Below are 23945 nucleotides of genomic sequence, written 5' to 3'. Positions count from 1 at the left end.
ATCAAAAGTACCGGATATCACAATCTTATTATTTTTGTGATATCCGGTATCTTTTGTGATAAACTTCTATATGCTTTCAGCCAATACAAAATCCAATTGTTTCTTGGCCAGGTTGGCACGGGCCACTTTAATCTTAATCGGGTCGCCGAGACTGAATTTCTGATGATGGCGGCGTCCGATGAGGCAGTAGTTCTTTTCGTCAAACTCGTAGAAGTCGTTGCCCAAATCACGCATGGCAATCATGCCTTCGCATTTGTTTTCGTTGATTTCCACATAGAGCCCCCATTCCGTAACTCCAGAAATGACTCCATCGTAAACCTGTCCGATGCGGTCGCCCATGAATTCCACTTGCTTGTATTTCACGGAAGCACGTTCCGCACTGGCGGCTGTCTGTTCCATAGCTGAACTATGTTCACACAAAGTTTCATATTTGTCGGCTTGGGCACTTCGTCCTCCTGCCAGGTAACGGGTGAGCAGACGGTGTACCATCAGGTCCGGGTAACGACGGATAGGAGAGGTGAAATGGGTGTAATAATCAAATCCCAGTCCGTAGTGTCCGATGTTGTAGATGGAGTAACGAGCCTTCTGCATGGCACGCAGAGACACCGTTTCAATCAGATTCTGTTCCTTCTTTCCGTTGATTTCTGTGAGCAGGTGGTTGAGTGACTTGGAAACTTCCACCTTACTGCCTCCCGTACGGATCTTGTAACCGAAGCGGGCGATGAACTGGTTCAGGTTGTCCAGCTTGTCGGGGTCCGGAAGGTCATGGATACGATAAGGGAATACCTTCGGCTTTTTGTTCTTAGGTACCTTCCCGACGTATTCGGCTACGGTACGGTTGGCCAGTAACATGAATTCCTCAATCAGCTTGTTGGCCTCTTTGGAAACCTTGAAATATACGCTGAGCGGTTTGCCGTTCTCGTCAATCTCGAATTTCACCTCACAGCGGTCGAAGTTGATGGAGCCGGCACTCATTCGTTTTTCCCGTAGGATTTGCGCCAGGCGGTTCAGTTCCAGAATCTCTTCCTTGTAATCGCCTTCTCCCGTTTCAATAATCTGCTGTGCCTCTTCGTATGTGAAACGACGGTTGGACTTGATGACGGTGTGGCGGATACGGAAGTTCTTCACTTCAGCCTTGTCATTCATGTCGAAGATGACAGAGTAAGCTAACTTTTCCTCGTCCGGTCGCAGGGAACAGATAAAGTTACACAACCGCTCCGGCAGCATCGGGATGGTGCGGTCGACCAGATAGACAGAGGTGGCACGCTTCACCGCTTCCTTGTCGATGATGCTTCCTTCTTTCACATAATGCGATACGTCGGCAATGTGTACGCCTACCTCCCACAATCCCGGTTTCAGGTTACGGATAGACAGGGCATCGTCGAAGTCCTTGGCGTCTTTCGGGTCGATGGTAAAGGTCACTACATCGCGGAAATCTTCACGTTCGGCATAGTCTTCTGGCGTGATTTCAGCCGACAATTTTTCGGCAGCCGCTTCTACAGCCTGCGGATAGGTGTAAGGCAATCCGTATTCGGCCAGGATGGCATGCATTTCAGTTGTATTGTCGCCAGCCTTTCCCAGAATGTCGATGACTTCTCCAAACGGGTTCTTTGCCTCTTCCGGCCATTCCGTGATGCGGACTACTGCTTTGTCGCCATCTTTCCCGCCTTTCAGTTTGTCTTTCGGGATAAAGATGTCGTTGGCCAGTGTATTGGCTTCCGTCAGCAGGAAGGCATAGTTCTTCGAAACCTTCAGTACACCGACAAATGTTTCGTTGGCACGTTCCAGGATTTCGATGACTTGCCCTTCAACCTGACGTTTCTTACATTTGGCACACAAGGAGATTTTGACCTTGTCATTATTCATGGCATGCGCAGAATTGCGTTCTGCAATGAAAATCGGTTCTCCACCGTCGTCAGGAATAAAGGAGTTCTTTCCGTTGCTTTTCCGCTGGAAAGTACCCGTCAGAATTTGTCCTTTGTCATTGATTTTATAGCGCCCTTTTTCGATTTCAATTAGGAAATTGTCTTCCACCATCTCCTCTACGACATCGATGCAGAGCATTTTACCCGGATGGGTTGTGAGTTTTAGAGCTTGAAACAACTGCTTGAGGCTGAATGCTTCATTCGGCTTTGTGCGGAAATAACTGAGCAGCATTTCTACGAGCTCTTTTTTCTTCAGGTGTTTTCCGCCTTTTTTTTCTTTTTTCTTCTTAGCCATGTTGTTTAGATTTTAGAAACCGGCACTCTCTCAGTGACCGGTATGTTTGATATACAAAGAAAGCAAATTCCGTGGAATAAACGAGGATTTTTCTGTTAAGATGCTGAAAAACTATTATCTTTGCCGCGTTCTTATTACAAAGTCTGATATGAATGAAGTTGAATCATCCGTTCGCGAACGTGAGATTTACAAAGTGACCCTGGTAGGGAGCTTGGTGAATATTCTTTTGGTGGCCTGTAAGTTTGCGGCAGGTTTCTGGGGCAGGAGTGCGGCCATGATTGCCGATGCAGTCCATTCTTTGTCGGATTTGATTACCGATTTGATTGTAATCGTGTTTGTCCGCATTTCCAGCAAGCCGGAAGACAAGGACCATGATTATGGACATGGCAAGTATGAAACGCTGGCTACCTTATTGATTGGAGCGGCTCTGCTGGCTGTGGGAGTAGGCATCTGCTGGAGTGGTGTGGAGTCTATTGTACTCTTTTTCAGAGGAGGAACATTGCAGTCTCCTGGCTGGATTGCCTTGGTAGCAGCTATCATCTCCATTGTATCCAAGGAAATCTTGTTTCATTATACCCGTATTGTCGGGAAACGTTATAACAGTCCGGCGGTCATTGCCAATGCATGGCATCACCGGAGTGATGCGTTTTCATCCATTGGTACGGCCATTGGTATTGGAGGAGCCATTCTGTTGGGTGATAACTGGCGTGTGCTCGACCCGTTGGCTGCGGTAATTGTCAGTGTCTTTATTGTACAGGTGGCTGTCAAGCAGCTCAAATCGTGTGTGGATGAACTGCTGGAACGCTCGCTTCCGGACGATATTGAACAAGAAATAACCAAGATAGTCTTGTCGGAAGAAGGGGTGTCACAACCGCATCATCTGCGTACTCGTCGGATAGGAAGCCATTATGCGATGGATTTGCATGTACGCATGGATGGGAATATTTCTTTGCGCGAGGCGCATGAAAAGGTGACGGCTATTGAAAGAAAATTGCGGGAGGCCTTTGGGGCGAATACGTATATCAGTATCCATGCAGAACCTGAAAAGTAAAAGTATGGAGAAGAAAGTTTTAGTGACAGGGGCCAGTGGGTTTATTGGCAGTTTCCTGGTGGAAGGAGCCTTGGAACGAGGTTATCAGGTGTGGGCCGGTGTGCGAAAAACCAGTAGCCGGAAATATTTGCAGGATGCACGTATTCGTTTTGCCGTTTTGGATTTTACCGATTCCGACCGGTTGGCCGGTCAGCTGGAGGAACAGAAGCGCCTGCATGGGAAGTGGGATTACATCATTCATTGTGCCGGCGTGACGAAATGCTTGGACAAGGCCGATTTTGAAATTGGAAATTACTGGGCCACGCGGCATTTTATTGAGACTTTGAAGCGATTGGACATGCTTCCCGTGAACTTTATTTACATAAGTTCGTTAAGTATATTTGGACCGATACGTGAAAAAGATTACACTTCCATTTGTGAGGAAGATACGCCTCGTCCGAATACGGCGTATGGATTGAGCAAGCTTCATACGGAGGAATACCTGAAATCCTTGTCAGGCTTTCCGTATGTGATATTTCGTCCGACAGGTGTGTACGGGCCTCGGGAACACGATTATTTCCTGATGGCCAAATCCATTCAGCAGCATGTGGATTTTGCGGCAGGCTTCAAGCGTCAGGACATCACGTTTGTCTTTGTAAAAGATTTGGTGCAGGCCATTTACCTGGCCATTGAAAAACAGGTCACAGGCCGGGCTTATTTCGTGAGTGACGGCCGCGTATACAACAGCCGTACGTTTTCCGATTTGATTCGGAAGGAGTTGGGCAATCCATGGATGGTCCGTTTTGTATGTCCGTTGTTTCTGCTGAAAGCCATTTCTTTCGTGGCGGAGAATATCGGACGGCTGACTCGGAAAGCCAGTACATTAAACTGTGACAAGTATCGTATCATGAAACAGCGGAACTGGAGATGTGACATTTCCCCGCTGGAAAAAGAATTGGGATATGTACCTCAATATCCTTTGGAAAGAGGTGTAAAAGAAATAATTGCCTGGTATAAGAAAGAAGGATGGCTATAGAACTGAAGTTATTTGAACGAGTAGAAAGTGGGAAGGGATTGTTTGCAGTAGAAAGCATCAGCTTGATTTATAATGCCCTGACTACCATTTTGATTTTGTTGCTCTATCCCCGGATGGATCATCCAGGGACGATGTTGCTGGAACGTCTGGGTATTGTGGTACTGACGTTCGTACTGATTCATTTGTATCAGGCGTTTCCCTGTCGGCTGACGGCCTTCGTCCGCATGGTGGTGCAGATGTCGCTATTGGCTTACTGGTATCCGGATACGTTTGAGTTCAACCGTTTGTTTCCGAACCTGGACTATCTGTTTGCCTCTGCCGAGCAGGCTATTTTCCATTGCCAGCCCTCCGTGGAATTCAGCAAGCTGTGCCCCTCGGTATGGTTCAGTGAGCCGTTCAATATGGGTTACTTCTTTTATTATCCCATGATGCTGATTGTGGTGGTGTATTACTTTTTGACCCGGTTTGAGTGGTTTGAGAAAATCTGTTTTGTGTTGGTCACCTCTTTCTTCATTTACTACCTGTTCTATATTCTGGTGCCGGTGGCCGGACCGCAATTCTATTTCCCAGCCATTGGAATGGATAAAGTAAACGCTTGTGATTTTCCTGCAATAGGAGATTATTTTAATGACAATACTTTCTTGCTTCCTGGGCCGGGATATGAACACGGATTCTTCTATAATCTGGTAGAAGCCTCACAGGAAGTGGGTGAACGTCCTACGGCCGCTTTCCCCAGTTCACATGTGGGAATCTCAACGATTGTGATGATTATGGCCTGGCGCGTAAACCGGAAATTAGCCTACATTCTGTTCCCGTTCTATGTGTTGCTGTGCTGCGCCACAGTCTACATTCAGGCGCACTACCTGATTGATTCCCTCGTGGGATTGATTACAGCATTTTTTGTGTATCAGTTAGCGACGCTGATGTACAAGCGCTGGTTCATTTCGCCCGTTTTCAAGCGTATTATGTATTAAGGAAAGGTCGGTAAGGAGTTTATTCTTCCTTACCGAATGTATTTTCAATGTGATCCAGAATGGCGTTCAGTTCCTGAAGTGTTTCTGCACGTAGCATGGCGATGCGGGTATCCTTGAAATTAGGAATTCCTTTGAACAGGGGAGAAGCGGCCAGGTGACGGCGCACGTGCAGGATGCCTCTGCGTTCATCCAGCAGGTTCACACTGTCGAGTACTTCCTGACGCAAGACATCCATCCGCCATTTGAACGAAAGGGGCGGAAGTTCTTCTCCAGTCTCCAGATAATGTTTTACTTCCTTGAAAATCCAGGGACGTCCGAAACTGGCCCGTCCAATCATGATGGCATCCACTCCGTAGCGGTCGAAACATTCTTTGGCACGTTGAGGCGTGGTGATGTCGCCGTTGCCAATGATAGGGATGCGCATTCTCGGATTCTTCTTGACTTCACCGATGAGTGTCCAGTCGGCTTCTCCCGTATACATTTGGGCGCGGGTACGTCCATGAATGGTCAGCGCCTCGATGCCGCAATCCTGCAACTGTTCCGCCAGTTCCACGATAATCTTGTGCTCCGCATCCCAGCCCAAACGGGTTTTGACGGTGACTGGAATCTTGACGGCATCGACCACGGCACGGGTAATCTCCAGCATCTTGGGTACGTTCTGCAACAGTCCCGAACCGGCTCCCTTGCCGGCTACCCGTTTCACCGGACATCCGAAGTTCAAGTCCAGAATATCAGGCTGTGCCTGTTCCACGATGCGGGCGGCTTCTACCATGGTTTCTGTATCTTTTCCGTAAATCTGGATGGCCACCGGGCGTTCCTTTTCGCTGATGTTCAGTTTCAGCATCGTTTTTCCGACCGAACGGATCAACGCATCGCTCGATACAAACTCCGTGTACACCATGTCGGCACCGAACTGCTTGCACATGAGGCGGAAAGCAGGGTCGGTGACATCTTCCATCGGGGCCAGCAACACTGGCTTTTCTCCTAAATCTATGTTCCTAATTTTCATTGGCTTGATATTGTCGCGCAAAGGTAGTGAAATTTTATTATATCCCGAAAAAACGCTACCTTTGCGCGGTAATATCATAATAGTGGAAATGAGTTATACAATCAAAGATTTTGAAATCATGGCACCTGTAGGCTCGCGCGAGTCGTTGGCAGCTGCCCTTCATGCCGGAGCCGATTCCATCTATTTCGGCATTGAGAGTTTGAACATGCGTGCGCGTTCGGCGAGCACTTTTACCATAGAAGATTTGCGTGAAATCGCCAAGGTGTGCGAGGAACATGGGGTGAAGAGTTACCTGACCATCAATACCATCATCTACGACGAGGACATTGCACTGATGCGTAAGATTGTGGATGCAGCCAAGGAAGCCGGTATCAGCGCCGTCATTGCAGCCGATGTGGCTGTGATGGCTTACTGTAACGAGGTAGGGCAGGAGGTACATCTTTCTACCCAGCTGAATATCAGCAATGCGGAGGCGCTGAAGTTTTATTCCCGCTTTGCCGACGTGGTGGTGCTGGCGCGCGAGTTGAACCTCAAGCAGGTGCGCAAGATATACGATGCCATCCAGGAACAGCAGATCAAGGGACCGATGGGCAACCTGGTCCGTATTGAAATGTTCTGTCACGGTGCTTTGTGCATGGCGGTTTCCGGAAAATGCTACCTGAGCTTGAACGAGCAGAATGCCTCGGCCAACCGGGGTGCCTGCATGCAGGTATGTCGCCGGGCTTATATTGTAAAGGATAAGGAAAGCGATATTGAACTGGAAGTAGACAACCAGTACATCATGTCGCCGAAAGATTTGAAGACCATTCATTTCATGGACGAGATGATTGAAGCCGGTGTCCGGGTGTTCAAGATTGAAGGCCGTGCCCGTGGTCCTGAGTACGTGCGCACCGTGGTGGAATGTTACAAGGAAGCCATCCAGTCGTATCTCGACGGTACGTTCTCCGACGAGAAGGTGGCCGACTGGGATACACGCCTGAAAACCGTGTTTAACCGGGGTTTCTGGAATGGTTATTATTTGGGACAGCGTCTGGGCGAATGGAGTAAGAACTACGGTTCGGAAGCTACGGAGCGCAAGGTATATGCCGGACGCGGTATCAAATATTTCTCTAATATCGGGGTAGCTGAGTTCCTGATTGAAGCGGCTGAAATCAAGGTGGGCGACAAGCTTCTGATTACCGGTCCGACTACCGGAGCCATGTATGTCACGCTGGAAGAAGCCCGGGTAGACCTGAAGCCGGTGGATGTAGTGAAGAAAGGGGTACACGTATCGTTTAAGGTACCTGGCCGTATCCGTCCCAGCGACCGTCTGTATCGCATGGTGCCGGCAGAGGAACTGAAAGCAAAACGGAAAGAATAATTTAATTCTTACGAATAGAATAAGGGAGAATCCTGTCAGAGCAGTTGAAGTGCTTTGACAGGATTTTTTTGTGCATATATAGATATGAACAGGGTGGTTGATTTCTTGTTGAAATCCATGTGGAAAGATTTTCTGTAACTTTCTCTTTTTGTTAGTTTTCAGTGTATTATAGTTATTCACATGCTGTGAATAACTTGTGGATTACAAATAAGTTCAGTGGAAAGGATTTGTGCATTCTCATAATTATTTTACTTTTGTGTCCTGGAGTTTAAATCCTAATCTAATATGAAGAAGATATATGTAAAAGAATGGATGTTGTTTCAGCCCTACGAGCGGCAAGATGAAATCGACATATATTATGTAAAAGTAGCTAACAACATTGCCGAATGTTTGGTGGGTATGGTAGGAGAACGTTACCCCGAGCATTCATTACATGGCATTGCCATTTATTTGACCCTTTGGTTTCAGGATGTCATTTCACAGACCGGAATCTGGGAGGCATTTACCGAAGAATGTCGTAAGCGGTATGGCCAGCCGGTACCTTTTATGACGCCGGAAGAAGAAAAGGAATATTATCCGGGAGAAGTGAATCCGGAAGAGTTGCGGTTCCTGTTGTGGCATTATTTCCAGTCCTTAGAGAAACTGAAAGGTGGTGTACTGAATCCAGAGAATCCAGGCATAGCGGAAGTGGCTCAACAGCTCTACGATTATTTGTCGGAAGAGTATGAGGTGGCACCGGAGAATACCCGTTTGCAGGAAATGCTGTATGGGGAACCTTTTGGAGCAAATGATTACCAGCGTTATCACAATGTACTGGAGTGGTTCCACTTCTGCAGCTATACCGGATTTGAGAACCGGAGTGAATTCCAGCAAGTGGTAGCTACGGTGACGCGTATGGGAAATGTGAATCCCGGAATTCTGGAGTATGATGTCAAACAGAACATCTTGTTCGAAGGAAGAAAACATTTGCTTTCGTTGACTTCTGTAGATTGGTTGGCATTGATCGGGAAGAAGCATCCCGAAACGGCATCTTGGGCAGAAGTAAAAGTTACCCCTCAAGGCTTGTTCCTGTATGAAGGAGAAGACGAGGATTCTCTTTTTGTAAAAGACTTGTCAGGAAAAGAAGAAGGGCAATTGCGTATTCGCAAAGATTCTTTGAATCTGAATTCTTTGAAAAATCGCAAGGAAGGAATGACGGTGCTTGGTTGTCGGCTGGTACAATATGGCGGTACGTGGTGGCAGGACGGCACATTGGTGATTTCTGATTATGAGGACAAGATGAAGGAAGAAATTGCACAGAGAGCTGCGAAACGTGAAGATATCCAGCAAACCTACGATGCTTTTATGAAAGCATCCGGGGGCAAACAGTTTGTGTTCTGCCAGTCGGAGGAAGAAGTGCGGGATTTCCTTTTCCAAAAAATGGAGTACAAGGAAAAAGAAGGAATACAGATGCCGAAGATGGATGCACAGCACGGACTGGTACTGATGGTTTCTTCACATACCGGTATTCATATCCAGATGCGTTTGTGCGAATGTATCTCTTCACCGGAAAACAAGTTTTATGATTTGAAGGAGGCACAGAAGAAGGCCATTTTGTTCCTCTTGAATCCGGAGGTGATTCCGTATGACTTGAGTTGTGCCCTGCAAGATGCCGGTATGTTGCCGGATGCCGGTCTGAATAGTCTGCAAGGCGAGGAGCAGGGGCGGGAACTGGTCAAGAAGAATGCCCGTTTCCTGACCGACTATTTCTTTGGAAAATGCAGGGAGAAGGATGCCTGACTATTCAATAATTCCTCCTCCTAACACCACATCTCCTCGGTAGAATGCAGCTGCCTGTCCGCTGGCGATGGAAGCCAGCGGCTCGTGCAGCTGGATATGTAATCTTCCGTCGTCCAGCTGGCTGACGGTGCACCGGTTGGCTTGTTTCCGGTAACGTATCTTGACAATGACGTCATCGTGCCCAAGTACAGTTTCAGCGTTCACAAGATTCCAGTGCGTGAGAAACATCTCGTTCTTTTCCAGTGCCAGCAGGTTGTCGCTGATAATCAACTTATTTTCTGGAGGGATAATCTCTTTCACAAAGAGTGCTTTGTTCAGATGGATGCCCAGTCCCCTCCGTTGTCCGATGGTGTAGAAAGGATATCCCTCGTGTTTTCCGAGGTAGTGCCCCTGTTCATCGTAAAAATGACCGGGAGAAATGCTCCCTTCCGGTACATGTGTCTTGAGAAAAGAGCGGTAATCCATGGGGCAGAAACATACGCCCAGACTGTCGCGCTTCCGGGCGGCTTTCAGGAATCCGCGTGCGGCAGCAATTTCACGTACACGGGTTTTTGTCAGTTCGCCCATGGGTAGGCACATCCGTTTCAGAATAGATTGTGGGAGGCCCCACAGGAAGAAAGACTGGTCTTTGTCGGTATCTTTCCCACAGGTGATGTGCCAGTAACCGTTTATTTCCCGTTTATTGACGTAATGTCCTGTGGCCAGGTGATAAATGCCTCGTTCGTCGGCCACTTGTGCCAGTAACGGCCATTTCAGGTAGTTGTTGCACAACGTACAGGGAACCGGTGTCCGTCCGGCCATATATTCTTGAATGAAATAGCGTATGATTTTTTCCTGGAAGATGTCTCGTGCGTCGTATACCAGGTGAGGAATTCCTAAAGTTTGGCATAGTTCGCGTGCATCGTCCAGGTATTCCGTGTTCCCGTCTTTCTCATAAAAACGGAACGTGATACCGGTCACTTCATATCCGGCATCCTGCAAAAGCAAGGCAGCTACCGAGCTGTCGGTACCGCCACTCATTCCCAATAAGACTTTCTTGTTTTCTTCCATAGGGTGACAAAGTTACGCTTTTCTTTGGTTTGCAGACTCTTTCTTCTTGTGATTTAGTGGTGGAAATTGTTTATCGGAAGGTGATTGGTATGGTAAGAAAAAGAATGTGGTGGGGTATGGACATAAAAAAAGGAGTTCCGCTGAACTCCAACCTTTTGTTAACCTTAAATCTAATACTATGAAAAACACATTGCAAAGGTAAGGCTTTTGGAGAAATCTGCAAGCAGAAAATGTGTTTTATAACATGTATTAAGAAAAAAACTTGTTTCTTCGGGGCTTTTATACAAATTTTTCAAGTGATCATATTCTTTTATTATCCTGTGAGAAAAAGCGGTAAGGAGGCATAAATACAGACAACGGAAAGAATAATCTATTTTCTGCTGACGCATACGGGTTTCTGTCCCGATAATTTCTCTGTACCACAGTGTGGGATACAAAAACCACAGTGTGAAATACATATCCCACACTGTGAAATATAAATCTCGCAGTGTGAAACAGAGAATGGATAGAGGCCCCCGAAAGAATGTGCAGGTGTAATTTCAGAAATCGTTTTTTAGGCTTCCTTTGTGGGATTTCTCGGGGTGATTTAGTAGATTTGTTTATCTTTTAACCATGAGTAAGAATCATAGTATGAGAAAATCATTTTGGGCCTTAATGGGTTTGGTGAGTCTGATGGAGGGGTGTGCGTCTTCGGTCGTTTCTACGGAAGAAGATTTGACACAGTATGTGAATCCTTTTATCGGGACTGATTTTACGGGAAATACCTACCCGGGAGCACAGGTGCCGTTCGGTATGGTACAGCTGAGTCCGGACAACGGCTTGCCGGGATGGGACCGGATTGCGGGGTATTATTATCCGGACAGCACGATTGCCGGGTTCAGTCATACGCACCTTTCGGGCACCGGTGCAGGCGATTTGTATGACATTTCTTTTATGCCTGTCACTTTGCCTTACGTAGAGGCGGAAGCTCCGTTGGGTATCCATTCAAAGTTCTCGCACGGGCAGGAAAGTGCGTCGGCGGGTTATTATCAGGTTTTTCTGGAAGATTACGGAATCAAGGTGGAACTGACGGCCACGGAGCGTTGCGGCATCCAGCGTTACACGTTTCCGGAAGCTCAGTCGGCCATTATCCTGAACCTGAAAAAAGCGATGAACTGGGATGCTACGCAGGACAGTTATGTGGAGGTGGTGGATTCTGTGACCATTCGGGGGTATCGTTTCTCCGACGGGTGGGCCCGCAACCAGAAAGTGTTTTTCCAGACTCGTTTTTCAGTGCCTTTTGAGAAGGTGCAACTGGATACCACGCCTATTTTGCACGACGACTGCAAGATGGGGACGGCCTATGTGGCGCGTTTCGATTTTTCCACGCGGAAAGGAGAGCAGGTGGTGGTGACCACAGCTCTTTCGGGAGTGAGCATGGAAGGGGCTGCAAAGAACCTGCAGACGGAAGCTCCGGAAAATGATTTTGAGAAATACCGGTTGCAAGCCCGGGAGAAATGGAATCAGGAGCTGTCGAAAATCCGGGTACAGTCGGACAATAAAAAGGATAAGGCCATCTTCTATACGGCGCTTTATCACAGCATGCTGGCGCCTACCATTTATTCGGATGTAGACGGAAAATACTACGGGCCGGACGGTCAGGTGCATCAGGCCGTGGGGTGGACCAATTACAGCACGTTTTCCCTGTGGGATACGTTTCGGGCGTCTCATCCGCTGTTCACTTATACCCAGCCGGAACGGACGAACGACATGATTAAATCGTTCTTGGCGTTTTATGAGCAGAACGGGCGTCTGCCGGTGTGGAATTTTTATGGGAGCGAGACCGACATGATGATTGGTTATCACGCGGTGCCGGTCATTGTGGATGCGTATCTGAAAGGAATCGGCGATTTTGATGCGGAAAAGGCGTTGGAGGCTTGTGTACGTACGGCCAATCTGGATGAATACCGGGGTATCGGCCTTTATAAGCAGCTGGGGTATGTGCCTTATAATGTGACGGATAAATATAATTCGGACGACTGGTCGTTGTCGCGGACACTGGAGTATGCGTTCGATGATTTCTGCATCGCGGAGATGGCGGCCAAGATGGGCCACAAGGACGTGGCCGATACATTCTATGCCCGTTCGCAGAATTATCGGAACCTGTATAACCCGGCCACTTCGTTCATGCAGCCGAAAGATGACAAGGGGAATTTTATCCCGGATTTTCGGGCGGAGGACTATACCCCGCATATTTGTGAAAGCAATGCTTGGCATTATTTCTGGTCCGTGCAGCACGATATTGACGGACTTATCTCGTTGGTAGGTGGGAAAGAGCGTTTTGCCGAGAAGCTGGACAGCATGTTTACTTTCCATCCTACGGAGGGGGAGAATCTGCCGATTTTCAGTACGGGGATGATTGGGCAGTATGCGCATGGCAACGAGCCGAGTCATCATGTGGCTTATCTATTTAATAAGGTGAACCAACCTTGGAAGACACAGCAATATGTGTCGCAGATTATGGAGGAGTTGTATTTGGATACGCCGGCAGGTCTGTGTGGTAACGAAGACTGCGGACAGATGTCGGCATGGTATGTGTTCAGTGCCATGGGATTTTATCCGGTGAATCCGGTATCTGGTCAGTACGAGATAGGCAAACAAAAATTCAAGAAAATGGAGTTGAGGCTTTCAAGCGGAAAAACTTTTACGGTAGTGGCAGAGAACTTGAGCAGGGAAAACCAGTATATCCGGTCGGTCAAGTTGAACGGCAAGCCTTATCATCAGAGTTTCATCACGCACGAGCAGATTATGTCGGGGGCTACGCTGGAGTTGGAAATGTGCAAGGAACCCGGACATCTTTGGTATTAACTGATCATCTTAAACAGGGAACTCGTTATGAAGAAATTGGCTTTGTTAATGATAATAATCTGCTTTGTCCTCCAAGGTAGGGCTACGGATTATGCGGATTATGTGAATCCGTTGATGGGTACACAATCCACTTATGAATTTTCTGCCGGAAATACCTATCCGGCCATTGCTCGTCCGTGGGGAATGAATTTCTGGACTCCGCAAATCGGGAAAATGGGGGATGGATGGCAGTATATGTACACGGCCACCAAAATTCGGGGATTCAAACAAACGCACCAGCCCAGTCCGTGGATCAATGACTACGGCCAGTTTGCCCTTATGCCGGTGGTCGGAAAACCGGTGTTTGAGGAAAACCAGCGTGCCAGTTGGTTCTCGCATAAGGGGGAGGAAGCCAAACCCTATTATTATAAAGTATATCTGGCCGAGCATGATGTGGTGACGGAACTGGTGCCCACGGAGCGAGCCGCGATGTTCCGCTTTACTTTTCCGGAAAACGAGCACTCGTATGTGGTGATTGATGCGTTTGACCAGGGTTCATACGTAAAGATTGAGGCGGCGGAGAATCGTATCATCGGGTATTCCACCAAAAACAGTGGGGGTGTACCGGAGAATTTCAAAAATTATTTCGTGATTGAATTTGACAAACCTTTCACTTACCAGGCTACGGTGGCCGATACCTGTCTGGAGGTAGGGCGCACCGAATTGCAGGCAGACCATGTACTTGCCCTTATTGGTTTCTCTACTCGAAAAGGAGAACAAGTACATGCGCGGGTAGCTTCTTCGTTTATCAGTGCGGAGCAAGCCTTGGAAAACCTGAAGGAACTGGGTGATGACAGTCTGGAGGTACTGGCAGAAAAAGGAAAATCAGCCTGGAATGAGGTCTTGGGCAGAATCGAAGTGGATGGAGGAAATTTGGATCAGTACCGCACCTTCTATTCCTGCCTGTATCGTTCACTGCTGTTCCCTCGCAAGTTTTATGAGATAGATGCCCACGGACAGGTGGTGCACTATAGTCCGTACAACGGCCAGGTATTGCCAGGATATATGTACACGGATACTGGCTTTTGGGATACGTTCCGTTGTTTGTTTCCGTTGCTGAATTTGGTTTATCCTTCTGTAAACAAGGAAATGCAGGAAGGCTTGATTAATACTTATAAGGAAAGCGGTTTCTTTCCGGAGTGGGCCAGTCCCGGACACCGCGGTTGCATGGTAGGCAATAATTCGGCTTCGGTATTGGTAGATGCGTATATGAAAGGGGTCAGGGTGGACGACTTGCAGACCTTGTACGAGGGATTGTTGCATGGCACTCAAAACGTGCATCCGGAAGTTTCTTCTACCGGACGGCTGGGATATGAATATTACAACCAGTTAGGCTATGTGCCTTGTGATGTGCACATTCACGAGAACGCGGCCCGTACGTTGGAATATGCGTATGATGACTGGTGTATTTATCAGTTGGCCAAGGAATTGAAACGTCCAAAAGCAGAAATCGACTTGTTTGCCCGTCGGTCCCTGAACTATAAAAATCTGTTTGACCCGGAAACCAAGCTGATGCGGGGAAAGAAAAAAGACGGTACGTTCATGACGCCTTTCTCTCCGCTCAAATGGGGAGAGGCTTTTACGGAAGGCAACAGCTGGCATTATACCTGGTCGGTGTTTCATGATCCCCAAGGACTGATTGACCTGATGGGAGGAGATAAGATATTTGTGGAGATGCTCGACTCGGTGTTTGCTGTTCCGCCCGTATTCGATTCAAGTTATTATGGGTCCGTCATTCACGAGATTCGAGAAATGACCGTGATGAACATGGGAAATTATGCCCATGGCAATCAACCTATCCAGCACATGATTTATTTGTATAATTATGCCAAGCAGCCTTGGAAGGCCCAGTATTGGTTGCGGCAGGTGATGAACCGGATGTACTCGCCTACACCGGACGGGTATTGTGGGGATGAAGACAATGGTCAGACTTCAGCCTGGTATGTGTTTACGGCTTTGGGATTCTATCCGGTATGTCCGGGCAGTAACCAGTATGTGGTGGGAGCTCCTTTGTTCCGGAAAGCTACGGTACATTTGGAGAACGGGAAGGACCTTACCATAGAAGCACCGTTAAACAGTAAGGCGAATTTTTACATTAAACACATGAAAATGAATGGAAAAACCTATACACACAATTATTTTTCTCATAAAGATTTGATAAAAGGTGCGAAAATACAAATAGAAATGTGTAACTTTCCCAACGAAAAACGAGGAATCGCGGGGGAAGATGCTCCTTATTCTTTTTCGAGAGTAGAAAATGATTTACCTTGAATTATATTAAATTTAAAACCATGAATAAAAAATCATTCTTGTTTGTTTCAGTCCTGTCTTTGTGTCTGTGCGCCTGTGAAAAACATCAGGAAACGCCGGAAATGGAAGACTTGACACAGTTTGTAGACCCTCGCATCGGTACCGGTGGACACGGACATGTGTTTTTCGGGGCGAATGTGCCTTATGGTTTCGTACAGTTGGGGCCGACCAGTATCCCTCAGTCGTGGGACTGGGTGTCGGGGTATCATGAATCGGACTCTACGGTCATCGGTTTCCCTCATACACATTTGAGTGGTACGGGTATTGGCGATTTGCACGATATCAACGTGATGCCGGTGGTGGGCGAGGTGACCTATGCGCGTGGTGATACCACGTCGTATGAAACCGGTCTCTGGTCCTATTCCGACCGTTCGAAAGAAGTGGTCACCCCGGGTTACTATCGCACGCATCTGTCAAGATACAATGTGGATGTGGAACTGACCGCCACCAAACGGGTCGGTTTCCATAAATATACTTTTCCTGAAAAGGAAAGTCCAGCTGTTGTGTTCGATATGGTGAACGGAGGCTGCTGGGACAAGACTACGGATGCGGTGATCCGGGTAGTCAACGACAGCACACTGAGCGGTTACCGCTATTCGAAGGGATGGGCCGATGACCAGCGTATTTTCTTCCGCGCCGAGTTTTCGCGGAAGTTCGACAGTGTAGCTTTCATTGTCAATGATTCAGTCAAGGAAGGCAATATGGCTCAAGGAGCCCAGTTGTTTGCCCGAGTAAATTTCCCGGCAGGAAATCCGGCACCTCTCTATTTGAAAGTGGCACTTTCACCAACTTCGGAAGAAGGAGCCCAGCTGAACATGGAGGCAGAACTCAAGGGCTGGAATTTCGACCAGACCGTGGCCGATGCGAAAGCAGCCTGGAACAAGGAACTGAACAAAGTCAAGGTCTCTACACAGGATGCAGTGTCCAAGAAGATTTTCTATACCAGCCTTTATCATACGTTGTTCGCTCCCTCGGAATTTTGTGACGTGAACGGTGATTATTACGGAGCCGACAAGAAAGTGCACCATGAAAAAGGGTTCAAGAACTACACCACTTTCTCACTTTGGGATATTTATCGGGCTGCACAGCCGTTGATGACGATTCTCCAGCCGGAACGAATGAGTGACATCATCAATACGATGCTGCATATTTATGAACAGCAGGGCAAGCTTCCGGTATGGCACCTGATGGGTTGTGAGACCAACTGTATGGTGGGCAATCCAGGTGTACCGGTAGTGGCAGATGCTATTCTGAAGGATATCAAGGGGTTCAATTCAGAACTGGCGTTCAAGGCGTTGAAAGAATCGTCCATGTTGCCGGAACGTGGAATGGAGTATCGAATTAAATATGGATTCATCCCTGCCGATAAGATGACGGAAGCCATCGCTTATGATATGGAATATGCCATTGCCGACTGGGCAGTGGCACAGGCTGCCCGTCGTTTGGGTAAGCAGGAAGATTATACTTATTTCCTGGAGCGTAGTAAGTCGTATAAGAACTATTTTGACGCTTCTACTGGCTTTATGAGGGGCAAGATGACCGATGGTTCTTGGCGCACGCCTTTCAGTCCGTATGCGTCGGCACACAGAGACGATGATTATTGTGAAGGAAATGCCTGGCAGTACACTTGGCTGGTGCCGCAGGATGTAGAGGGACTGGTGGAATGCTTCGGCAGCAAGGAGGCGTTTGTGCAAAAACTGGATTCTTTGTTCCTGGCTGAGGGTGAATTAGGAGAAGCCTCTTCTCCGGATATCAGCGGCCTGATTGGCCAGTATGCGCATGGCAACGAACCGAGTCACCACATCACTTATTTATATACAATGGTAGGACAGCCGTGGAAGACCGCTGAACGGGTAAAAGAAATTTTGCATACCATGTACACCGACCAGCCGGACGGATTGTCGGGTAATGAAGACGTAGGCCAGATGTCGGCATGGTATGTGCTTTCTTCTTTCGGTTTCTATCAGGTGGAACCTGCGGGAGGTAAGTTTGTGTTTGGTTATCCGAACTTTGAGAAAGTTGAAATCACGGTACCGGCAGGCAAGTTTGTTATCAAACGGGAAGATAAGGGACAGAAGAACGACTACATACAGGGTGTGCTTCTGAACGGAAAGGAATATAAAAAAGCTTGGATAGATTATGCGGATATCATGAAAGGGGGCGAGTTGACCTTCCTGATGGGCGATAAGCAGACGGTATGGTATTAAGATTCTGAGTAAAACGAAGCATAGATAGTATATCCGCCGCTGAACGAGTTTCAGTGGCGGATATTTTTTAATTACCCAATAATAAATTAAAATTTATGAAGAAATTTAAGATGAATATAGAATATTCTTCTTAACTTGCGGCCAGAAAATTATTAACCTTAAAAAGGACAGATGGACAGAAATCTTACCCTCGCAATCAAAACTTTTTGCTGTACATTGACGGGTGTGCTGACTATCAGCGGTACTCCTCAGCAGTTGTATGCAGAAAATGCCTCTTTACCTTATTGGAAAGACATTCAGACCGTGTCGGTCAACCGAGAAGCGCCCAGATCGGCTTTTATGACGTATGCGGACAAGACGCAGGCCTTGACCGGAAAGTATGAAAACAGTCCCTATTATGAACTGTTGAACGGAACCTGGAAATTTTATTACACGGATTCCTACTTGGATCTTCCGGCTGACATCACTTCACCGGAAACAAGTACTACGGGATGGCATGACATCAAGGTGCCGGGCAACTGGGAAGTACAGGGCTTCGGTACAGCCATTTATACCAATCACGGTTACGAGTTTCAGCCGCGTAATCCGCAGCCTCCGTTGTTGCCGGAGAAGAACCCGGTGGGTGTGTACCGTCGCGACATTACGGTGCCTTCAGATTGGAAAGGACGTGACATCTATCTGCACATTGCCGGTGCTAAATCGGGCTGTTATGTATACCTGAACGGAAAAGAAGTGGGCTACAACGAGGATTCCAAGAATCCGGCAGAATATTTAATCAACGATTATCTGAAGGATGGCAATAATGTGCTGACCTTGAAGATTTTCCGCTGGAGCACAGGTTCGTATCTGGAATGTCAGGACTTCTGGCGTATCAGCGGTATTGAACGCGATGTGTTCCTTTATTCACAGCCGAAGGCTTCGGTACAGGATTTCCGTATTACTTCCACTTTGGATGATTCTTATACCAACGGTATCTTCCGCTTGGATATGGAGTTGAAAAACCATCGTACACAAACAGCGGGACTGAGCGTGAGCTATGAATTGCTGGACAGCAAAGGCAAGGTGGTAGCCAACGGAGAACAAGCAGCACAAGTGTTGCCGGGAAAAGAAGGGAACGTCACTTTCAGTCAGAACCTGCCGGAGGTACAGACTTGGACCTCGGAAGCACCGAATCTGTATAAGCTGTTGATGACGGTAAAGGAAAATGGTAAGGTGACCGAAGTCATTCCGTATCACGTAGGTTTCCGCCGTATCGAAATCAAGGAAATAGACCAGAAGGGGGCCAACGGCAAGAATTATCATGTGTTGTTCATCAACGGGCAGCCGTTGAAACTGAAAGGAGTGAACATGCACGAACACAACCCGCTGACAGGTCATTACGTGAGCGAAGAACTGATGCGCAAGGACTTGGAGCTGATGAAGCGCAACAATATCAACACGGTACGTCTGTGCCATTATCCGCAAGACCGCCGTTTCTATGAGCTGTGTGATGAATACGGTCTGTACATTTACGATGAGGCCAACATCGAGAGCCACGGTATGTATTACAGCCTGAGCAAGGGGGGTACGCTGGGAAACAACCCGGAATGGCTGAAACCGCATTTGTATCGCGTGGAAAACATGTTTGAACGTAACAAGAACTATCCTTCTGTGACTTTCTGGTCATTGGGTAACGAGGCCGGTAACGGATATAACTTCTATGAGGCGTACTTGTGGGTGAAACAGGCCGACAAGGGACTGATGGACCGTCCGGTGAACTACGAGCGTGCACAGTGGGAATGGAACTCAGATATGTATGTACCTCAATATCCAAGTGCATCTTGGCTGGAAAGTATCGGCCGTCAGGGTAGTGACCGTCCGGTGGTGCCGTCGGAATATGCGCATGCCATGGGTAACTCTACCGGAGGCTTGTGGGACCAGTGGAAAGCGATTTACAGCTATCCGAACCTGCAGGGTGGTTATATCTGGGACTGGGTAGACCAGGGTATCTTGGTAAAGGATGAGAATGGAAGAGACTATTGGGCTTATGGAGGTGACTTCGGTACCAACATGCCGAGCGACGGTAACTTCTGCTGCAACGGTATCGTAAATCCGGACCGTAACCCTCATCCGGCTATGAGTGAAGTGAAATATGCGCACCAGAATGTGGCCTTTGAGGCTACAGACCTGGCAAACGGCAAATTCAATGTACTCAACCGTTTCTATTTCACCAACCTGAAGAAATATCAGATTGCATATGAGGTGAAAGAAAACAACAAGGTAGTACGCCGTGGCAAAGTATCGCTGGACGTAGCACCTCAGGCCAAGAAAGAACTGACGGTAAACGTCGGCGGATTGAAAGCCAAGGCCGGTACAGAATATTTCGTGAACTTCTCGGTGACTACTTTGGAACCGGAACCGCTGATTCCGGCCGGTTACGAAATTGCGCATGAACAGTTCCGTCTGCCGGTAGAGGCACTCGACCGTTCGTTCGCCGTACAAGGTCCGGCTTTGCAATGCAGTGAAAACGGCAACCTGTTGACGGTACAGTCGTCACGTGTTTCGTTTGTGTTCGACAAATCAACGGGGCTGGTGACTTCGTATAAAGTAAAAGGAACCGAATATTTCCACGATGGATTCGGCTTGCAGCCTAACTTCTGGCGCGGACCGAATGACAACGATTATGGAAGCCAGATGCCGAAACGTCTGCAAATCTGGAAGCAGTCGAGCAAGAACTTCAATGTAGTGGATGCCTCACTCGCTTTGGACGGAAAAGATGCTGTGCTGAAGGTGAGCTATCTGCTGGCGGCAGGTAATCTCTATATTGCTACCTACCGCATCCATCCGTCGGGAGTGGTGAAGGCTGATTACACCTTTACTTCTACCGAAATGCAGGCCGCTCAGACCGAAGCTTCGGAAGCTACTCTGACGGCTACCTTTACACCGGGTAATGAAGCACGCCGCAAGGAAAGTTCCAAGCTGGTAGTGCCGCGCATCGGAGTACGTTTCCGTTTGCCGGCCGACATGGAGCAGGTGACCTATTTCGGACGTGGACCAGAAGAGAACTACTGTGACCGCAACAACGGTACGCTGGTAGGTGAATACCGGAGCACGGCTGAACAGATGTATTACCCGTATATCCGTCCGCAGGAAAATGGACATCACACCGATACCCGCTGGCTGACCTTGAAGCAGAAAAACGGCAAGGGATTGACAGTATATGCCGACAGTACGCTGGAATTTAATTCTCTCCGTAATTCTGTAGAGGATTTTGACGGTGAAGAAGCTACGAACCGCGATTACCAGTGGAACAACCGGGATGCGGAAGAGCTGAAGCACGATATCAGTACGGCCAAGGATATCAAGCCGCGTCAGACTCATATCAATGACATTACTCCGCGTGATTTTGTGGAAGTCTGCCTGGATATGCGTCAGATGGGAGTAGGTGGTTTTGATAGCTGGGGTTCTATCCCAGATCCACAGTACCTGATTCCGGCCAATAAGGAATACCGTTGGGGATTCACCATCGTCCCGATGTAAAAATGGCCTTTGGCGGAAAATAGAAATTCCGGGCTTGAGCAAAACGGATGCTCAGGCTCGGAATTTTTTTTGTGCTTACATATGGGCATAAAAAAAGGAGTTCCGCTGAACTCCAACCTTTGTTAACCTTAAATCTAATACTATGAAAAACACGTTGCAAAGGTAAGGACTTTCTGGAAACTTGCAAAGGAATATCCATTAATGATATGCTTTATAACATAATTTTATTCTTCCAACTTGTTTGAAAGAATTATTAAGGAATTTAGGTGTAATGGAATCTGGAAAACATTTTCACACAAAAGTCACTTTGTTTACATGATTTTGTAATATATTTTCACGATATTTGTTACAGAATAAATGGAGGACTTTGGTATGGAACTAAGTTTAAAGGAGCGTCAGAAAGCCCTGAAGGTGACACTGACCATGGTACTGGTGGCATGTACTTGTTTATTTTATTTAGGATATAGGTTGTGTATGTATTATTAAAGCGAAAAAAAAGTGCGTCCGGGCAATCCAGACGCACCTTTTTAGCAATAAACCGATGACTTATTTGCTTTCTTTCTTGAATTTGTAGACGGCAAATGTCATGGCACCTATTTCGGTATTGAGCGTATTTCCTTCGATAGCTACGGCACTTTCCTGAGGGGTAATCAGGTTCGGATTGTCGAGTGTATTTTCTGCATCCGGATTTTCTGTATGCAGGGTAATACATTTTCCGTCGCCCAAAGTAACGGATTTCTTCAATCCCTTGAATTCCAGTGTGAGAGGCTGTGCCTTGTCGGAGGTGTTGGCCACTTTTACGATATAGGTCTGAGTGGGTTCATCCCAAACAGCGCTGGCAAACAATCCATTCTGACCTTCTTGTCCGCTGACCGGTTTCTTGTCCATCGTCAGAGGCACTACGTTGGTACCCTTATTGTGACCGTAGAGTGATTGTACATACCAGCTGCAAGTGCGTACGGAGCGCAGGTTGTCGAACCAGATTAAGTCCGGACGCCATTGCCATCCTTCTACATGAGCCAACAGCGGAGCATAGGTTGCCATGTGTACTACATCGGCATTTCTTTCTACTCCTGTCAGGAACGCAGCTTCGAGCAGAGAAGCGTGGAAGTGATTCCATTTCTTGCCTTTTCCGTGGCAGGCATATTCTCCGGCAAATACTTTCGGGCCTTTCCGGTCGTAGTTGTCGTAACGGTTACCTGATTTCAGGAACCAGTCTTCCGGACGGTAGAAGTGTTCGTCTACCAAGTCCACTTTCAGTTTCTTCATTTCCGGCCACAAGTAGTCGAAATCCTTTCCTTCAGACTGCGGACCAGATGAACCGATAATCTTGATTTCTGGATGAGCTTTGCGCAGAGCTTCTACAAAGTGTTTCAGTCGTTCCGGATATTCCGGTCCCCACTGTTCGTTTCCAATGGCCATGAATTTCAGGTTGAACGGAGCCGGATGGCCCATATCGGCGCGAAGTTTTCCCCATTTGGTATTGGTGTCGCCGTTGGCGAATTCAACCAAGTCGAGCGCATCCTGGATGTAGCTGTCCAGTTGGTCTACGGGAACGTGTGCTTTCGGGTCATCGTTCTGGTACTGGCAAGCCAATCCGCAGTTCAGCACCGGAAGCGGTTCGGCCCCCATGTCTTCAGCCAGCAGGAATAGTTCATAGAATCCCATGCCGTAGCTCTGGAAGTAGTCCGGGAAGAAACGGTAGGGGAAGGTATACTCCCAGCGGTTGCTGTTGAGCGGACGGTTTTCTACCGGTCCTACAGAGTTTTTCCAGTTGTAGCGGTCGGTGATTTCAGTTCCTTCTACAATACATCCTCCCGGGAAACGGAAGATGCCCGGTTTGGTATCGGCCAATGCCTGTACAAGGTCTTTCCGCAGTCCGTTTTCACGTCCTTTCCACGTATCTACCGGGAACAGAGATACATGTTCCAGGTCGACTGTACCCGGAGAAGCCAGGAAGATTCTCAGATGAGCCTTGGCTTGTGTCTGGGTAGGAGTCAGGATGACTTCATATTTTTTCCAGTCTTTGGAGTTGATGTTGACGTCTTGTGAAGTGATGACCTGTGATTCTCCCATGGACGCATTGTCAATCAGTTCCACCTGTATTTTCTGGTTTTCTCCTCTGGCCCATACGGTAAAGCGATATTTTTCATTAGCCTTGATGCCGATACCGAAGAAGCCTTCATTTTCAATACCGGTCCGTTTGTGCGGATGGCTGGGAGCTCCGAGACGTACATAATGTGGGTTCTTTTCAAACGGTCCGTCGTCTTGAAGGGTGACGTTACCGAAAACATCCCATCCCATCAGGTGTTGTGGGAACTCAAACGAACGGTTTTTAATCAGTTCTGCATACAGACCGCCGTCTGCTCCGTAGTTGATGTCTTCGAAGAAATGTCCGTACATGGTCGGTTGTATTTCTGCCCCAATTTTGTTGGCTTGAATCACCATTTGATTGGTGTTTTGCGCTTGCAGGCTGAGGCCTGCGCTGAGTGCGAGCGCAGAGATAAAGGCTAAGTGTTTGTTCATGGTTTTATAGTTAAATTAATGTGATACAAACTTACATAA

General features: G+C 47.7%; 13 protein-coding genes. 9 read left to right on the top strand and 4 right to left on the bottom strand.

Features of this window, described 5'->3' with window-relative positions; translation table 11 throughout:
• Positions 1 to 66: 66 nt before the first annotated feature.
• Positions 67 to 2220, bottom strand: a complete 2154-nt coding sequence (gene rnr / locus RDP42_RS02490; RefSeq protein ID WP_308762389.1) for a ribonuclease R — start codon at positions 2218 to 2220, stop codon at positions 67 to 69.
• Between the two features lie 148 nt (positions 2221 to 2368).
• Here rnr and RDP42_RS02485 point away from each other — a divergent pair, with 148 nt between their 5' ends.
• Genes RDP42_RS02485 through RDP42_RS02475 form a run of 3 tightly spaced genes read left to right on the top strand, consistent with a single transcriptional unit; the run spans position 2369 to position 5260 of the window.
• Entirely contained in the window at positions 2369 to 3271 is a 903-nt protein-coding gene (locus tag RDP42_RS02485) for a cation diffusion facilitator family transporter (RefSeq protein WP_308762388.1), read from the top strand.
• 4 nt (positions 3272 to 3275) lie between these two features.
• Positions 3276 to 4286, top strand: coding sequence for an NAD(P)-dependent oxidoreductase (locus RDP42_RS02480; protein ID WP_308762387.1), 1011 nt, complete (start codon positions 3276 to 3278; stop codon positions 4284 to 4286).
• Positions 4283 to 5260 carry a phosphatase PAP2 family protein gene (locus RDP42_RS02475; protein WP_204476310.1) on the top strand — a complete coding sequence of 326 codons (978 nt, stop codon included), beginning with the start codon at positions 4283 to 4285 and terminating at the stop codon, positions 5258 to 5260. Before RDP42_RS02480 ends, RDP42_RS02475 begins: the two co-directional genes overlap by 4 nt.
• 19 nt (positions 5261 to 5279) lie before the next feature.
• Here the strand turns inward: RDP42_RS02475 and dusB are convergent, their stop codons facing one another.
• Positions 5280 to 6269: a tRNA dihydrouridine synthase DusB gene (gene dusB / locus RDP42_RS02470; RefSeq protein WP_204476286.1), complete on the bottom strand. Its 990-nt coding sequence runs from the start codon at positions 6267 to 6269 to the stop codon at positions 5280 to 5282.
• An 88-nt stretch (positions 6270 to 6357) separates the two neighbouring features.
• Between dusB and RDP42_RS02465 the strand changes: the two genes are divergently transcribed.
• Positions 6358 to 7629, top strand: coding sequence for a peptidase U32 family protein (locus RDP42_RS02465; protein ID WP_204476285.1), 1272 nt, complete (start codon positions 6358 to 6360; stop codon positions 7627 to 7629).
• Between the two features lie 285 nt (positions 7630 to 7914).
• On the top strand, positions 7915 to 9408 hold the full coding sequence (locus RDP42_RS02460) for a DUF3843 family protein (RefSeq protein ID WP_308762386.1): 1494 nt from the start codon (positions 7915 to 7917) through the stop codon (positions 9406 to 9408).
• Here the strand turns inward: RDP42_RS02460 and mnmA are convergent, their stop codons facing one another.
• Positions 9409 to 10458 (bottom strand): tRNA 2-thiouridine(34) synthase MnmA, encoded by a 1050-nt coding sequence (mnmA, locus tag RDP42_RS02455; RefSeq protein WP_308762385.1) that lies wholly within the window; start codon positions 10456 to 10458, stop codon positions 9409 to 9411.
• Between the two features lie 630 nt (positions 10459 to 11088).
• Here mnmA and RDP42_RS02450 point away from each other — a divergent pair.
• From RDP42_RS02450 to RDP42_RS02435, 4 genes are all read left to right on the top strand, one after another.
• Complete coding sequence (locus RDP42_RS02450) at positions 11089 to 13305, top strand: GH92 family glycosyl hydrolase (protein WP_308762384.1); 2217 nt, start codon at positions 11089 to 11091, stop codon at positions 13303 to 13305.
• A 27-nt stretch (positions 13306 to 13332) separates the two neighbouring features.
• On the top strand, positions 13333 to 15615 hold the full coding sequence (locus RDP42_RS02445) for a GH92 family glycosyl hydrolase (RefSeq protein WP_308762383.1): 2283 nt from the start codon (positions 13333 to 13335) through the stop codon (positions 15613 to 15615).
• A 20-nt stretch (positions 15616 to 15635) separates the two neighbouring features.
• Complete coding sequence (locus tag RDP42_RS02440; protein WP_308762382.1) at positions 15636 to 17861, top strand: GH92 family glycosyl hydrolase; 2226 nt, start codon at positions 15636 to 15638, stop codon at positions 17859 to 17861.
• A 171-nt stretch (positions 17862 to 18032) separates the two neighbouring features.
• The gene (locus RDP42_RS02435) at positions 18033 to 21380 is read left to right on the top strand and encodes a glycoside hydrolase family 2 TIM barrel-domain containing protein (protein WP_308762381.1); all 3348 of its coding nucleotides are present in this window, start codon (positions 18033 to 18035) and stop codon (positions 21378 to 21380) included.
• A gap of 546 nt (positions 21381 to 21926) precedes the next feature.
• Here the strand turns inward: RDP42_RS02435 and RDP42_RS02430 are convergent.
• The gene (locus tag RDP42_RS02430) at positions 21927 to 23906 is read right to left on the bottom strand and encodes an alpha-L-arabinofuranosidase C-terminal domain-containing protein (RefSeq protein WP_308762380.1); all 1980 of its coding nucleotides are present in this window, start codon (positions 23904 to 23906) and stop codon (positions 21927 to 21929) included.
• Positions 23907 to 23945 lie beyond the last annotated feature (39 nt).

Source organism: uncultured Bacteroides sp. (assembly GCF_902472605.1).
GTDB lineage: Bacteria > Bacteroidota > Bacteroidia > Bacteroidales > Bacteroidaceae > Phocaeicola.
This window is presented reverse-complemented; position numbering and strand designations above follow the sequence as displayed.

Excerpts from the sequence above, each read along its gene's own strand:
- rnr (WP_308762389.1), bottom strand. The coding sequence starts at position 2,220 with ATGGCTAAGAAGAAAAAAGAAAAAAAAGGCGGAAAACACCTGAAGAAA.
- RDP42_RS02485 (WP_308762388.1), top strand. The coding sequence starts at position 2,369 with ATGAATGAAGTTGAATCATCCGTTCGCGAACGTGAGATTTACAAAGTG.
- RDP42_RS02480 (WP_308762387.1), top strand. The coding sequence starts at position 3,276 with ATGGAGAAGAAAGTTTTAGTGACAGGGGCCAGTGGGTTTATTGGCAGT.
- dusB (WP_204476286.1), bottom strand. The coding sequence starts at position 6,269 with ATGAAAATTAGGAACATAGATTTAGGAGAAAAGCCAGTGTTGCTGGCC.
- RDP42_RS02465 (WP_204476285.1), top strand. The coding sequence starts at position 6,358 with ATGAGTTATACAATCAAAGATTTTGAAATCATGGCACCTGTAGGCTCG.
- RDP42_RS02460 (WP_308762386.1), top strand. The coding sequence starts at position 7,915 with ATGAAGAAGATATATGTAAAAGAATGGATGTTGTTTCAGCCCTACGAG.
- mnmA (WP_308762385.1), bottom strand. The coding sequence starts at position 10,458 with ATGGAAGAAAACAAGAAAGTCTTATTGGGAATGAGTGGCGGTACCGAC.
- RDP42_RS02450 (WP_308762384.1), top strand. The coding sequence starts at position 11,089 with ATGAGAAAATCATTTTGGGCCTTAATGGGTTTGGTGAGTCTGATGGAG.
- RDP42_RS02445 (WP_308762383.1), top strand. The coding sequence starts at position 13,333 with ATGAAGAAATTGGCTTTGTTAATGATAATAATCTGCTTTGTCCTCCAA.
- RDP42_RS02440 (WP_308762382.1), top strand. The coding sequence starts at position 15,636 with ATGAATAAAAAATCATTCTTGTTTGTTTCAGTCCTGTCTTTGTGTCTG.
- RDP42_RS02435 (WP_308762381.1), top strand. The coding sequence starts at position 18,033 with ATGGACAGAAATCTTACCCTCGCAATCAAAACTTTTTGCTGTACATTG.
- RDP42_RS02430 (WP_308762380.1), bottom strand. The coding sequence starts at position 23,906 with ATGAACAAACACTTAGCCTTTATCTCTGCGCTCGCACTCAGCGCAGGC.